Genomic DNA, 13201 nt, shown 5'->3' with positions numbered 1-13201 from the left:
GGAGGCTCAGAAGTTGTTCACCAGGTGGGGCGGGCGCCGACTCCGCCGTCAATCACCAGGTCGTGCCCGGTGATCCAGGCGGCCATCGGGGAGGCGAGGAAGACGCAGGCGTTGCCGATATCGGCGGGCGTGCCCAGCCGTCCCAGCGGTGCGGCCTGGTGCCATCGCCGCACTCCGTCCGGCCAGTCCTCCGCGAGGCGTCGGCGGTCGATGAGCCCAGGGGAGACGGTGTTGACCCGGATGCCCAGCGGGCCGTACTCGAGTGCGGCGCTGCGGGCGTGCATGACCAGAGCGGCCTTCGCCGCGCAGTAGTGGGCATGCCCCGGGGCGGGTCGGCTTGCCTCGATGGACGCGATGTGGGTGATGCTGCCGCCGCTGCTCCGCATCACCGGCACCGCGGCCTGGGTGCAGGAGAACGCGCTGGTCAGGTTCAGGTCGACCACCGCCTTCCAGTCGGCGACGGACATCGAGGCCAGCTCCTGCACGGGTTGGATGCCCGCGTTGTTGACCAGCGCGTCCAGCCTGCCCGTCCAGGCCGCCGCGTCCGCCACCAGTCGTGAACACGCATCCTCGTCGGCGAGGTCGGCGCCCAACGCCAACGCCCGCCGACCAGCCGCCTCGACGCTGTCCACCACGGCTGTGGCGGCGGTGCGGTCGTGGCGGTAGTGGACGACGACATCGGCGCCTGCCTGCGCGAACCGGAGGGCGATGCCTCGGCCCACGGTGCCGCTCGCGCCGGTCACCAGGGCGACCGAGCCGGTGAGATCTGGAAGTGCGCTGTCCCGCATCAGCTCTCCACGGGCATCCGCAGCGGAGCATCCGGGCGGCACAGCGCCCGAATCCGGTCGGCCGCTTCCGGGTACTCGGCGCTCAGCCGGTCCGCGTCGCCGCCCTCGTAGTCGGCGTCGATGAACCCCGGCGCCATGGTCGTGCCGCACAGCGTCCACCGCCCGCCCGCGGCGACCTGCGCGCCCATCCACGTGCCCGCCGGGACGAGGAGTTGGACCTGCTCGGGTCCCAGTACCTCCACGCGGGCGCCGCCGTCCGGATCGAGCAGCAGCAATTCCAGCGGATCACCGCGGTAGAAGTGCCACACCTCGTCGATCGGCAGCCGGTGCATCGCGGAGAACAGCCCATCCCGCACGGAGAACAAGGCGATGATCGCCGACCCCGCGGGGCGCCCGTCGGCATCGACCGGCCCCGCCCAGGTGCGCCGGAACAGGCCACCCTCCACCGGCAGGGGCCGCAAGCCGTAGCGCGCGGCCAACTCCGCCACTTCTTCTCCGAGAGACACGACATGATCCTTCCAGAGGATCGGCGTCAGGCGAGCGCGTGGACGAGGCGCGGCACGGCGGCCTGAAGGTGCGCGACGACGCGATCGATGGACTCCGGCGCGATCCTGCCCTCCGGGCCGGACACCGAGATCGCGGTGGGTGTCGGCGCGCCCGTGACCGCCACGGCGAGGCAACGCACCCCGGTCTCCTGCTCCGCGTCGTCCAGTGCGTAGCCCTGATCCCGCACGCGGTCCAGTTCGCGTTCGAGCGCGTCGGGATCGGTGATGGATCGTTCGGTCTGGGCGGGCATGCCCGCCCGCAGCACCAGCTCACGCGCGGCGGGCGGCGGCAGTTGCGCGAGCAGCGCCTTGCCGACACCCGTGCAGTGCAGGTAGACCCGCCTGCCGACCTCGGTGAACATCCGCATCGAGTGCCGCGACGGCACCTGGGCGACGTAGACCGCGCGGTCGCCGTCGATCATCGCCATGTTGGCCGTCTCGCCGACGGCCTCCACCAGGTCGGACAACACGGGCCGGGCCCAGGTGCCGAGCATGCGCGAGGCGCTCTCGCCGAGCGCGACCAGCCGCGGCCCCAGCGCGTAGCTGCGGGAGGGAAGCTGACGTGCGTAACCCGCCGCCACCAAGGTTCGGACAATGCGGTGGATGGTGGGCAGCGGCAGCCCGGAGCGCTCGGCGAGCTTGCTCAGCGGCATCTCACCACCGCCGTCGGCCATCAGCTCGAGCAGACCGAACGCCCGCTCCAGTGACTGGACACCGCCTGCCGAGCCCGCGGGACGGGACATATCGGTCGCCTTCCGTCATTTTCCGGATGGCAGAAGTATAAGTCCAGGATGCAGAAACTATAGCCAGCCCGGGGCGATGAACACCAGCCAGGTCGCGATTGGGGTGAGGACCACCATGCTCAGGCCCCAGCGCATCAGGCTCTTGAACATGTGGTCACGCTGCGATTCCACCGAGTTGGCCACCACCAGCGCGCCGCTGGTGGAGAACGGTGAGGAGTCGACCACCGACGAGGAGACCGACAGCGCGACGATCAGCCCGACCACGCCGAGTTGCCCGGTGAGCAGGAACGGGACGGCCAGCGGGATGAGGGCGCCGAGGATGCCGGTCGTGGAGGCGAAGGCGGAGACGGCGGCGCCGATCAGGCAGATCACGAACGCCGCGAGCAGCGGGATGCCGATGCCCACCACCTGCCTGCCGAGGAAATCGATCGTCCCGACCCGCTCCATGAGCCCGACATAGGTGACGATGCCGCAGATCAGCAGCACGGTCGGCCAGGCGATCCTGCCCACGGCGTCCTTCGCCGCCTCGGGGGAGAGCAGCGTGAGCACCACCGCGACGCCGAGTGCGGTGAACCCGACGTCCAAGCCGAAGGCGAGCGCGCCGACGGCGAGCACGGCCAGTCCCACCAGCGTGACGATGCGGCTGCGGTTCAGGGTGATCACCGCCGGGGGAGCGAGGACCGCGGTGGTCCCGCCGCTGTCGACCTCGGTGGGTGCGTTCAGGTCCTCACAGCCGCGCCGCATCAGGTCCCGCCCGCCGAAGGCGGCAAAGACGATCATGCTGAGCACCAGGTTGAACGCGAACGAGCCGAGGAAGAGCATGATCGGATCGCCTGCCAGGCCGCTGCGATCCACCACCCCGTTGACGATGCTGCCGAAGATGGAGATCGGCGAGAACCCGCCCGCGCTGCCGCCGTTGATGATCAGCAGCCCCATCAGCAGCGGGTTGATCCGGCAGCGGGCGGCGAAGCCCATGCCCACCGGGGCGATGATCGCCACCGCGGCGGGCACGACCGCGCCAACGGCGGTGAGCAGGGCGGTGACCCCGAACATCACCCAGGGAATGAGCGCCACCCGGCCCCGCACCGCGCGCACGGCCGCTTGGACAAGCCAGTCCACGGTGCCGTTGGCGCGGGCGATGGCGAACAGATAGGTGACGCCGACCAGGATCACGAAGAGGTCGCCGGGAAATCCGCTGACGATCGTGTCCTTCGATTCGCCGAGCACCAGGGTGCCGACCAGGAACGCGGCGACGAGCGCCAGCGCGCCCATGTGCACCGAAAGGGTCGTGGCCAGCAGGAATACGGCCGCCAGCACGACGATGGTGACGATCTGAATCGACATACGGCACTTCCAGGTTCCGCAGGATTAAACCGGTGCTATTCCGTATTGTGGAAACTTTATTTCGTCTAGAGGGAGTATGGTGTGAGTCACATGTGTCGTCAAGGGCTCTCGACGTTCGACCGAACCCGGGCTAGAGTTCGTATAGCGGTAGTTAGATTCCACGATACGGAAATCGAGGGTCGGTCATGAGTTTCGCCGCGGGTCGTCACTTCCTCCAGATCCCGGGCCCGACGAACGTCCCCGAGTCGGTGCTGCGGGCCATCTCGGCACCCACGATCGACCACCGGGGCCCCGATTTCGCGGAGTTGGCCACGTCGGTGCTCGCCGCGCTGAAGCCCGTGTTCGGCACCGAGCAGCCGGTCGTGATCTATCCGGCTTCCGGTACGGGGGCGTGGGAGGCGGCGCTGGTCAACACGCTCAGCCCCGGCGATCGGGTGCTGTGCTTCGAGACCGGCCACTTCGCCACGCTGTGGCAGGAGATGGCGACCGGCCTCGGGCTGACCGTGGACTTCGTGCCCGGCGACTGGCGGCACGGCGCGAGCCCCGAGGCCGTCGCCGACCGCCTCGCCCAGGACCGCGAACACGCGATCAAGGCCGTCTGCGTGGTGCACAATGAGACCTCGACCGGTGTCACCAGCCGCATCCCCGAGGTGCGGGCGGCCATCGACGGCGCGAACCACCCCGCGCTGCTGCTGGTGGACACCATCTCCTCATTGGCCTCCATCGACTACCGACACGACGAGTGGGGGGTCGACGTGACGGTGGCCGGCTCCCAGAAGGGCCTGATGCTGCCGCCGGGGCTGAGCTTCAACGCGATCAGCCGCAAAGCGCTGGACGCCTCGCGCACCGCCACACTGCCGAGGTCGTTCTGGAACTGGGAGCCGATCCTGGCCGCCAACGAGCGCGGCTTCTTCCCCTACACCCCGGCCACCAACCTGCTCTACGGCCTGCGGGAGGCACTGCGCCTGCTGGCGGCCGAGGGGCTGCCCGCCGTGTTCGCCCGCCACACCCGGCATGCCGAGGCCACCCGCGCCGCGGTCACCGGCTGGGGCCTGGAGGTGCTCTGCGCCGACGAGCGTGAGCACTCTTCCTCGCTCACCGCGGTGCTGCTGCCCGAAGAACACGACGCCGACAAGGTGCGCGCGGTGATCCTGGACCGCTTCGACATGTCGCTGGGCGCCGGTCTCGGCAGGCTGGCCGGGCGCGTGTTCCGCATCGGGCACCTGGGCGACTTCAACGACCTGACGCTGGCAGGCACGTTGGCGGGCGTGCAGATGGGTCTGACGCTGGCGGGCGTGCCGATCGACCCGCGCGGCCTCGACGCCGCCCTCAGCCGCCTCCAGGAACCGTGATGGCCGCACCCGAGAGCGCACTGCGCGACGGCCTCGGCGGTCTGGACGGCGAGGTGCGGTTCGACGACTACACCCGCCACCTGTTCTCCCGCGACGCCAGCATGTACGCGATCACCCCGGCGGGCGTGGCCTTCCCACGCCACGCCGAGGATGTCGCGACCGCGGTGCGCGCCGCGGCGGCGGCCGGTGTGTCGGTCACTCCGCGCGGGGCGGGTACGAGCCTGGCGGGCCAGACCGTCGGCGATGGGCTGGTGCTGGACCTTTCCCGGCACCTCAACCGCATCCTGGAGATCGACGCCGAGGCCCGCACCGCCTACGTCGAGGTGGGGGTGGTGCAGGACGAGTTGAACCGGGCCGCCGCCCCGCACGGACTGATGTTCGGACCGGACACCTCGACCAGCAATCGCGCCACGATCGGCGGGATGATCGGCAACAACTCCGCGGGCAGCGGGTCGCTCACCTACGGCATGACCATCGACCACGTGCGGGCGCTGGACGTGGTGCTCTCCGACGGCTCCCGCGCCCGGCTGGAACCCGTGACCGAGGCCGAACGTGCGGTGCGGGCGCAAGCGTCCACACTGGAAGGTCGGCTGTACCGGGAGCTACCGGAGTTGGTGCGCGCCAACGCCTCCGCTATCGCCACCGGCTTCCCCCCGTTCTGGCGGCGGGCCTGCGGCTACCGCCTGGACCGGCTGACCGCCGGTCCCGACTTCGACCTGGCCAAATTCGTGGTCGGCGCCGAGGGCACCTTGGTGGTGGCTACCCACGCGTTGGTGGACCTGGTGCCCAAGCCGCGCCGCACGGTGTACGCGGTGGGGCACTTCACCTCCACCGCCGCCGCGATCGCCGCCACCGAGGACGCGCTGGCCTGCGAACCGGCGCAGGTCGAGTTGATGGACCGCACCATTTTGGACCTGTCCCGGCAGAAGATCGAGTACGCCGAACTCGGTGACATCCTGCACGGCGACCCGGACGCATTGCTGTTCGTGTCGTTCACAGGTGACGACGAGGCCGAACTCATCGCGCGCTTGGACCACCTCACCGAAGTGTGGCGGCGCAACTCGCACGGCTATCACACGCTGCGCGCGGTCACGCCCGCCCAGCAGACCGCGCTGCTCAAGGTGCGCAAGTCCAGCCTCGGCCTCCTGATGGCGGCCGGTGAGGGCACCCGGCGGCCGCTGGCGTTCGTGGAAGACACCGCGGTCGAGCCCAAACACCTGACCGAGTACACCCGCCGCTTCAAGGAGATCCTGGACAGCCACGGGATGACGGCAGGCTTCTACGGTCACTGCTCGGTGGGCTGCCTGCACATCCGACCGTTCGTCGACCTCGCCGATCCGGCCGAGGTGCGCCGGATGCGGACGGTCGCCGAGCAGGTGAAGGACCTGGTCGCCGAGTTCGGCGGCGTCAACTCCAGCGAGCACGGCGACGGCCTGGCGCGCAGCGAGTTCAACCGGGAGATCTTCGGCGACGAACTGTACGAGGCGATGCGCTCGGTCAAGCGGATCTTCGACCCGGACGGCGTGCTGAACCCCGGCAAGATCGTCGACGCGCCGCCGATGACCGACAACCTCCGCGACGCGGCGCTGCCACCCGCGCGGCCATTTGAGACCAGGCTGCAATTCGAGGTGCTCGGCGGCATGCGGGGTGCGGCCGACCGCTGCATGAACATCGGGCTGTGCCGCAAGAGCACCACCGGCGCGATGTGCCCGTCCTACATCGCCACCCGCCAAGAGGAGCACGCCACCCGAGGACGGGCCAACGCCCTGGTGATGGCGCTGTCCGAACCGGACCCGCGGACGGCGCTGGGCGATGAGCGGCTGCACGAGATCCTGGACCTCTGCCTGATGTGCAAGGCCTGCAAGAGCGAATGCCCGATGAGCGTGGACCTCGCCACGCTGAAGGCCGAAACGCTGTCGCACCACCACGACCTGCACGGGGTGCCGCTGCGGTCCCGCCTTTTCGGCTCCATCCGCACGCTCAACCGGATCGGCTCGCTCACCGCGCCGTTGTCCAACCTGCCGGGCCGCATCCCGCTGCTGCGCAGGCTGATGGAACGCACGGTCGGCATCGCCGCGGCCCGGCCGCTGCCGGTGTTCCGGCGTGCCAACCTGGTGCGCTGGTTCCGCCGTCGACCGGCCGCGGCGGGGGAGCGGTCGGTGATGTTCCTGGCCGACTCCTTCGCCACCTACACCGAACCGCACATCGGCCAGGCCGCGATCGAACTGCTGGAGCGTGCCGGCTGGGGCGTGGACCTGGTCAGCGGCGGCTGCTGCGGCCGGGCGAGCCTGTCCAAAGGCCTGGTGGACGACGCGAAAGCCAAGGCGCGCGGACTCATCGACGCGGTGTCCGGTGTGGACACACCGATCGTGGGCTGTGAGCCATCCTGCCTGTTCACCTTGCGCGACGAGTTCGCCGCGATGCTCCCCGACGACCCTCGGGTGCCCGCGGTCGCGGGCCGTGTGCGACAGGTCGAGGAACTGCTCACCGACGCCATCGACAACGGCAGGCTGCGGCTGAGCGCCGACTCCTGGCCCGCGGGCAGCAGGGTGCTCTACCACGGCCACTGCCACCAGAAGGCCGAGGTCGGCACCGCCGCGACGCTGGCGCTGCTGCGCAGGATTCCCGGCGTCGAGGTGGTCGAGCTTGACGCGGGCTGTTGCGGGATGGCCGGGTCGTTCGGGTTCGAGTCCGAGCACTACGAGCTGTCCCTGCGTATCGGGCAGGACCGCCTGTTCCCCGCGCTGGCGGCCGAACCGGACAGCACGGTGATCGCCGCGACCGGCGTGTCCTGCCGACAGCAGATCTTCCACGGCGCGCAGCGCACCGCATGGCATCCGGTGGAGCTGGTGCGGGCGGCGCTGGAAGGACAACCCCGATGAAGGAGCCGCCCGAGCGCTACACGGTGAACTGCTCGATCCTGCTGACCGATCTGCCCCTGCTGCAACGCCCCGCCGCCGCCCGCGCCGCAGGCTTCGACGCGGTCGAGTTCTGGTGGCCTTTCGAGACCGCGGTGCCCGCTGATCGGGAGGTCGACGCCTTCGTCACCGCCGTCCAGGACGCGGGCGTCGCGCTCACCGGACTGAACTTCGCCGCTGGCGACATGCCCGGCGGCGACCGCGGCCTGCTGTCCTGGCCGGATCGAGCGGCGGAGTTCCGCGACAACGTGCCGGTGGTCGCCGAGATCGGCCGAAGGCTCGGCTGCCGCGCCTTCAACGCGCTCTACGGCAACCGCGTGGACGGTGTTTCCGCGCAGGCGCAGGACGAACTCGCCGCCGAGAACCTGGCCTTCGCGGCGTCCGGTGTGGACGGAACAGTGCTGGTCGAGCCGCTCAGCGGCGCCGACCGGTACCCGCTCAAGACCGCCGCCGACGCACTCGCCGCGATCGACCGAGCGCCCGACGCGTCGAACCTGGCGCTGCTGGCCGACCTCTACCACCTGGCGGTGAACGGCGACGACGTGGACGCCGTGATCGCCACCCACTCCGCACGCATCGGCGGCGTCCAGATCGCCGACGCACCAGGGCGCGGCGAGCCGGGAACCGGCGGACTGCCGATCGAACGCTGGCTCGCCGCACTCGAGCGTGCGGGCTACCGGGGGCCGATCGGCCTGGAGTACCAGGCGACCGCCGCCGACCCGTTCGCATGGCACACCGGGACAAGGAGCAGTGCATGACCACCGTCGCAGTGATCGGCCTCGGCATCATGGGTGCGCCCATGGCCGCGAACCTCGTCAAGGCGGACTTCGACGTGATCGGCTACGCCCGCACCAAGGCCAAGACCGATCAGCTGGTCGAACAGGGTGGCCGCGCGGCGGCGAGTGCCGCCGAGGCCGTGCGCGACGCCGACGTCGTGATCACGATGTTGCCCGACTCGCCCGACGTGGATGCGGTCGCGGCGGACATCCTCGCCCACGCACCCGACGGTGCACTGTGGATCGACACCAGCACCATCCGCCCCGACGTCAGCGTGCGGTTGGCCGCCGCCGCGGCCGACCGGGGACTGCGGGCGCTGGACGCGCCGGTCTCCGGCGGCGAGGCAGGCGCCATCGAAGGCACGCTGTCCATCATGGTCGGCGGGAACGCCGCCGACTTCGAGGCGGCCCGACCGGTACTCGACGCCGTCGGCGCCACCGTGGTGCACGTCGGACCTGCCGGTTCCGGGCAGACCGTCAAGGCCGCCAACCAGCTCATCGTGGCGGGCACCATCGGGCTGGTCGCCGAGGCGCTGGTCTTCCTGCGCGCCCACGGCGTCGACACCGAAGCCGCCGTGAAGGTCCTCGCGGGCGGGCTGGCGGGCAACCGCGTCCTGGACCGCAAGGCCGCGGGCATGCTCGCGGGCGAGTTCCGGCCGGGGTTCCGCATCGACCTGCACCACAAGGACATGGGCATCGTCACCACCGCGGCCCGCGAGGCCGGGGTGGCGATCCCGCTGGGTGCCGTGGCCGCCCAGCTCATCGGCGCACTGCGCGCACAGGGCCACGGAGGCTTGGACCATTCCGCGTTGATGCTGCTCATCGAGCGGCTTTCCGGCACCGACCGCTAGGGAGCAATCGTCATGGCACGTATGCGAACGGTCGACGCGGCTGTGCTGATCCTGGAGCGTGAGAACGCCACCCAGACCTTCGGCCTGCCCGGCGCGGCCATCAACCCGTTCTACTCCGCGATGCGCGCCCACGGCGGCATCCGCCACATCCTGGCCCGCCACGTCGAAGGCGCCTCCCACATGGCGGAGGGCTACACCCGGACCAAGGCGGGCAATATCGGCGTGTGCGTCGGCACCTCCGGACCGGCAGGCACCGACATGATCACCGGGCTGTACTCGGCGTGGGCGGACTCCATCCCGATCCTGTGCATCACCGGCCAGGCCCCGGTCGCGCGGCTGCACAAAGAGGACTTCCAGGCCGTCGACATCACCGCCATCGCCGCGCCGGTCACCAAAATGGCCATGACGGTGCTGGAACCCGCCCAGGTGCCCGGCGCGTTCCAGCAGGCCTTCCACCTCATGCGCTCCGGCAGGCCCGGCCCGGTGCTCATCGACCTGCCGGTGGACGTCCAACTCGCCGAGATCGAGTTCGACATCGACACCTACCAGCCGCTGCCGGTGTACAAGCCCACCGCGAGCAGGGCGCAGGTGGAGAAGGCGCTGGACATGCTGTGCGCCGCCGAACGCCCGCTGATCGTGGCGGGCGGCGGGGTCATCAACGCCGACGCCGACGAGCCGCTGGTCGAATTGGCGGAACTGCTGGACGTGCCGGTGATCCCCACCCTGATGGGCTGGGGCGCGATCCCCGACGACCACCGGCTGATGGCGGGCATGGTCGGGTTGCAGACCTCGCACCGCTACGGCAACGCGACGCTGCTCGCCTCGGACTTCGTGTTGGGCATCGGCAACCGGTGGGCCAACCGGCACACCGGCGGCCTGGAGACCTACACCCGCGGCCGCACGTTCGTGCACATCGACATCGAACCCACCCAGATCGGCCGGGTGTTCGCGCCCGACTACGGCATCGTCTCCGATGCGGGCGCCGCGCTGCGCCTGCTGGTGGAGGTGGCTCGGGAGCGCAAGCGGGCGGGTCTGCTGCCGGACCGCTCCGAATGGGTCGAGGAGTGCCTCGCCCGGAAGGCGAGCCTGCACCGTCGCACCGACTTCGACGCGGTGCCGGTGAAGCCGCAGCGCGTGTACCGGGAGATGAACCGCGCGTTCGGCCGCGACGTGCGGTATGTGTCCACCATCGGCCTGTCGCAGATCGCGGGCGCGCAGTTCCTGCACGTGTACCGGCCACGGCACTGGATCAACTGCGGGCAGGCCGGACCCCTCGGGTGGACCGTGCCCGCCGCGCTCGGCGTGTGCGTCGCCGACCCCGATGCCACCGTGGTCGCGCTGTCCGGCGACTACGACTTCCAGTTCATGATCGAAGAGCTGGCCGTCGGCGCGCAGTTCAACCTGCCCTACATCCAGGTGCTGGTGAACAACTCCTACCTCGGCCTGATCCGGCAGGCGCAGCGGGCCTTCGACATGGACTACCACGTGCAGCTGGCCTTCGACAACATCAACTCGCCCGAGTTGGAGGGCTACGGCGTCGACCACGTCAAGGTCGCCGAGGGACTTGGCTGCAAAGCCATCCGGGTCCGCGCGGCGGGGGAGCTTCCGGAGGCGTTCGAGGACGCGGTCAAGCTGATGGCGGAGTTCCGGGTGCCGGTGGTGGTGGAGGTGATCCTGGAGCGCGTGACGAACATCGCGATGGGCCTGGAGATCGACGGGATCGTCGAGTTCGAGGAGCTGGCCGACGCCGAGACCGAGCCGCATCCGGCGGCGGCGATGTTGGACTGAGCGTAAGGTCGGCATGCCATGACACCCGCCCCGCTGACCGGTATCCGTGTGATCGAGATCGGCAACTTCCTCGCGGGACCGTTCGCGACCACCCAGCTTGCCGACCTCGGCGCCGATGTGATCAAGGTGGAGAACCCGGACGGCGGCGACCCGGTGCGCGCCATCGGCCCGTTCGCCGACGGCAACAGCTCGCCGTTCACCAGGATCAATCGCAACAAACGCTCCATCGCGGTCGACCTCAAGACCCCACGCGGGGTGCAGGTGCTTCGGCGTCTCGCCGCGCGGTCGGATGTGCTGGTGGAAAACCTCCGGCCCGGCGTGCTGACCCGGCTCGGGCTCGGCTACGAGGTGCTGGCGGCGGAGAACCCGAGGCTGGTGTACGCCTCCGCGTCGGGGTGGGGCCAGGACGGGCCGCTGGCGTCGCTGCCGGGCCTCGACATCATGGCGCAGGCCAGGTCTGGGCTGATGAGCGTCACCGGCACGCCCGATGGCGACCCGGTGAAGGTGGGGGTGCCGATCTGCGATCTGGTCTGCGCCCTGTACGTCGCGCTCGGCGTCACCGCGGCGCTGCGCGCCAGGGAGCACACCGGGCGCGGCCAGTTCCTGGACGTCTCGCTGCTGGAATCGGGTGTGTCGCTGGCGGTCTGGGAGGCCGCCAAGTACTGGGGTGCGGGCGAGGTGGCCCGCCCGCTCGGGTCCGCGCACCAGAGCACCGCCCCCTACCAGGCGCTGTCCACTCAGGATGGCTGGGTCACCGTCGGCGCGGTCACCCCGCGCACCTGGCAGGCGTTCTGCACGGCGCTGGGCCTCACCGAACTGCTCACCGACCCCCGCTTCGCCGACGCACACGACCGCCACGGCCTGCGGCACGAATTGATCCCGGCGATAGAGCGGGTCACCTCCGGCCGGACCACCGCGGACCTTGTCGCGGTCCTCGAGGCCGCGGGTGTGCCGTGCGCGCCGATCAACGACGTCGAGCAGGTCTTCACCGACCCGCACCTGAGCGAGCGCGGATTCTTCTGGGACGCACCGCATCCCGAGCTTCCCGGCGTCCGCCAGGTCGGCTCCCCGATGCGCCTGTCCGACACCCCCACTCGTCGTGACGGTGCAGGCCCGCCGTTGGGCGAACACACGGCGGCGGTCCTGGCCGAAGCGGGCTTCGGCCGCGGCGAGATCGACGAACTGCTGCGCGATGGGATCGTCAAGGGAGGCAGCGCGTGGAGCTGATGGTGACCAGGGACGGGCCGGTGCTCGAGGTGCTGTTCAACCGCCCTGACCAGCACAACGCCATGACCTGGGCCATGTACGAGGGCCTGTACGAGGCGTGCGAGCGGGCCGACACCGAGCCGGACCTGCGGGTGATGGTGCTGCGCGGCGCGGGCGGGCGGGCCTTTGTGGCGGGCACCGACATCGCCCAGTTCGCCGAGTTCACCGACGGCGCCGACGGGGTCGCCTACGAACAGCGGATCAGCAGGGTGCTGTCCCGGCTGGCCGTCGTGCGGGTGCCGACCGTCGCGGCGATCCGGGGCCACTGCATCGGCGGCGGCCTGGCCATCGCCGCGGCCTGCGACCTGCGGGTCGCCGACGACACCGCCCGCTTCGGCGTGCCGGTCGCCCGCACCCTCGGCAACTGCCTGTCCGCCGACACCACGTCCCTGCTCATGCACCACCTCGGCCCGGCCCGCACGCTGGACCTGCTGCTCCAGGCGAAGCTGCTCACCGCGGCGGAGGCCGACGCCGCGGGCTTCCTCAGCCAGGTCACGCCACCCGAGGAACTCGACACCCACCTCGCCGAGGTGGTGAGCAGGCTGGCCGGGCACGCGCCGCTGACGATGTGGGCGGCCAAGGAGACCGTCCGCAGGCTGCGCACCGCGTCGGTGGCCGACTGCGACGACATCGTGGAGCGGGTCTACGGAAGCGACGACTTCCGACTCGGCATCCACGCTTTCCTGGCCAAGACCAAGGCCTCCTGGACCGGACGCTGACCCGGCGGAGACCACAGCCCCGCCGGGCGTGACGGATAACCGCCGCACAGGAAAGCCCAGCGATATCCGGTATTCGGCGGTGCCTTCTCAAGAACGGCAAAAAAAGGCTCC

Annotated in this window: 11 protein-coding genes; 7 read left to right on the top strand and 4 right to left on the bottom strand. The window is 70.5% G+C overall.

Annotation, left to right across the window (positions count from 1 at the left end):
- Window positions 1-17: 17 nt before the first annotated feature.
- From ACU6XJ_RS26040 to ACU6XJ_RS26025, 4 genes are read right to left on the bottom strand one after another with little or no spacing between them, the layout of a single operon-like run.
- Complete coding sequence (locus ACU6XJ_RS26040; protein WP_476317080.1) at window positions 18-788, bottom strand: SDR family NAD(P)-dependent oxidoreductase; 771 nt, start codon at window positions 786-788, stop codon at window positions 18-20.
- Window positions 788-1294 (bottom strand): cupin domain-containing protein, encoded by a 507-nt coding sequence (locus ACU6XJ_RS26035; RefSeq protein ID WP_476317077.1) that lies wholly within the window; start codon window positions 1292-1294, stop codon window positions 788-790. Before ACU6XJ_RS26035 ends, ACU6XJ_RS26040 begins: the two co-directional genes overlap by 1 nt.
- 26 nt (window positions 1295-1320) lie before the next feature.
- Window positions 1321-2076 (bottom strand): IclR family transcriptional regulator, encoded by a 756-nt coding sequence (locus ACU6XJ_RS26030; protein ID WP_476317074.1) that lies wholly within the window; start codon window positions 2074-2076, stop codon window positions 1321-1323.
- Window positions 2077-2133: 57 nt separating this feature from the next.
- Window positions 2134-3420, bottom strand: a complete 1287-nt coding sequence (locus ACU6XJ_RS26025) for an SLC13 family permease (protein WP_476317071.1) — start codon at window positions 3418-3420, stop codon at window positions 2134-2136.
- Window positions 3421-3605: 185 nt separating this feature from the next.
- On the opposite strand from ACU6XJ_RS26025, the gene ACU6XJ_RS26020 reads away from it, so the two are divergent.
- Genes ACU6XJ_RS26020 through ACU6XJ_RS25990 form a run of 7 tightly spaced genes read left to right on the top strand, consistent with a single transcriptional unit; the run spans window position 3606 to window position 13090 of the window.
- Window positions 3606-4772 (top strand): pyridoxal-phosphate-dependent aminotransferase family protein, encoded by a 1167-nt coding sequence (locus ACU6XJ_RS26020; RefSeq protein ID WP_476317068.1) that lies wholly within the window; start codon window positions 3606-3608, stop codon window positions 4770-4772.
- The gene (locus tag ACU6XJ_RS26015; protein ID WP_476317065.1) at window positions 4772-7654 is read left to right on the top strand and encodes an FAD-binding and (Fe-S)-binding domain-containing protein; all 2883 of its coding nucleotides are present in this window, start codon (window positions 4772-4774) and stop codon (window positions 7652-7654) included. The genes ACU6XJ_RS26020 and ACU6XJ_RS26015 overlap by 1 nt, the downstream gene beginning before the upstream one ends.
- The gene (locus ACU6XJ_RS26010; protein WP_476317062.1) at window positions 7651-8448 is read left to right on the top strand and encodes a hydroxypyruvate isomerase family protein; all 798 of its coding nucleotides are present in this window, start codon (window positions 7651-7653) and stop codon (window positions 8446-8448) included. The genes ACU6XJ_RS26015 and ACU6XJ_RS26010 overlap by 4 nt, the downstream gene beginning before the upstream one ends.
- Entirely contained in the window at window positions 8445-9317 is an 873-nt protein-coding gene (locus ACU6XJ_RS26005) for an NAD(P)-dependent oxidoreductase (protein WP_476317060.1), read from the top strand. Before ACU6XJ_RS26010 ends, ACU6XJ_RS26005 begins: the two co-directional genes overlap by 4 nt.
- 12 nt (window positions 9318-9329) lie before the next feature.
- Window positions 9330-11105, top strand: coding sequence for a glyoxylate carboligase (gcl, locus tag ACU6XJ_RS26000; RefSeq protein WP_476317057.1), 1776 nt, complete (start codon window positions 9330-9332; stop codon window positions 11103-11105).
- Window positions 11106-11123: 18 nt separating this feature from the next.
- A complete protein-coding gene (locus ACU6XJ_RS25995) occupies window positions 11124-12332 on the top strand; it encodes a CaiB/BaiF CoA transferase family protein (RefSeq protein ID WP_476317054.1) in 1209 nt (402 codons plus the stop codon).
- The gene (locus ACU6XJ_RS25990; RefSeq protein ID WP_476318637.1) at window positions 12332-13090 is read left to right on the top strand and encodes an enoyl-CoA hydratase; all 759 of its coding nucleotides are present in this window, start codon (window positions 12332-12334) and stop codon (window positions 13088-13090) included. The genes ACU6XJ_RS25995 and ACU6XJ_RS25990 overlap by 1 nt, the downstream gene beginning before the upstream one ends.
- The last annotated feature ends 111 nt before the right edge of the window (window positions 13091-13201 follow it).

The sequence above is a fragment of the Actinorectispora metalli genome (assembly GCF_056323685.1).
This window is presented reverse-complemented; position numbering and strand designations above follow the sequence as displayed.

Bases quoted from the DNA above. Each gene is read 5' to 3' on its own strand.
- ACU6XJ_RS26025 (WP_476317071.1), bottom strand. From the start codon at position 3,420: ATGTCGATTCAGATCGTCACCATCGTCGTGCTGGCGGCCGTATTCCTG.
- ACU6XJ_RS26015 (WP_476317065.1), top strand. From the start codon at position 4,772: ATGGCCGCACCCGAGAGCGCACTGCGCGACGGCCTCGGCGGTCTGGAC.
- ACU6XJ_RS25990 (WP_476318637.1), top strand. From the start codon at position 12,332: ATGGTGACCAGGGACGGGCCGGTGCTCGAGGTGCTGTTCAACCGCCCT.
- ACU6XJ_RS26005 (WP_476317060.1), top strand. From the start codon at position 8,445: ATGACCACCGTCGCAGTGATCGGCCTCGGCATCATGGGTGCGCCCATG.
- ACU6XJ_RS26030 (WP_476317074.1), bottom strand. From the start codon at position 2,076: ATGTCCCGTCCCGCGGGCTCGGCAGGCGGTGTCCAGTCACTGGAGCGG.
- ACU6XJ_RS26040 (WP_476317080.1), bottom strand. From the start codon at position 788: ATGCGGGACAGCGCACTTCCAGATCTCACCGGCTCGGTCGCCCTGGTG.
- gcl (WP_476317057.1), top strand. From the start codon at position 9,330: ATGGCACGTATGCGAACGGTCGACGCGGCTGTGCTGATCCTGGAGCGT.
- ACU6XJ_RS25995 (WP_476317054.1), top strand. From the start codon at position 11,124: ATGACACCCGCCCCGCTGACCGGTATCCGTGTGATCGAGATCGGCAAC.
- ACU6XJ_RS26010 (WP_476317062.1), top strand. From the start codon at position 7,651: ATGAAGGAGCCGCCCGAGCGCTACACGGTGAACTGCTCGATCCTGCTG.
- ACU6XJ_RS26020 (WP_476317068.1), top strand. From the start codon at position 3,606: ATGAGTTTCGCCGCGGGTCGTCACTTCCTCCAGATCCCGGGCCCGACG.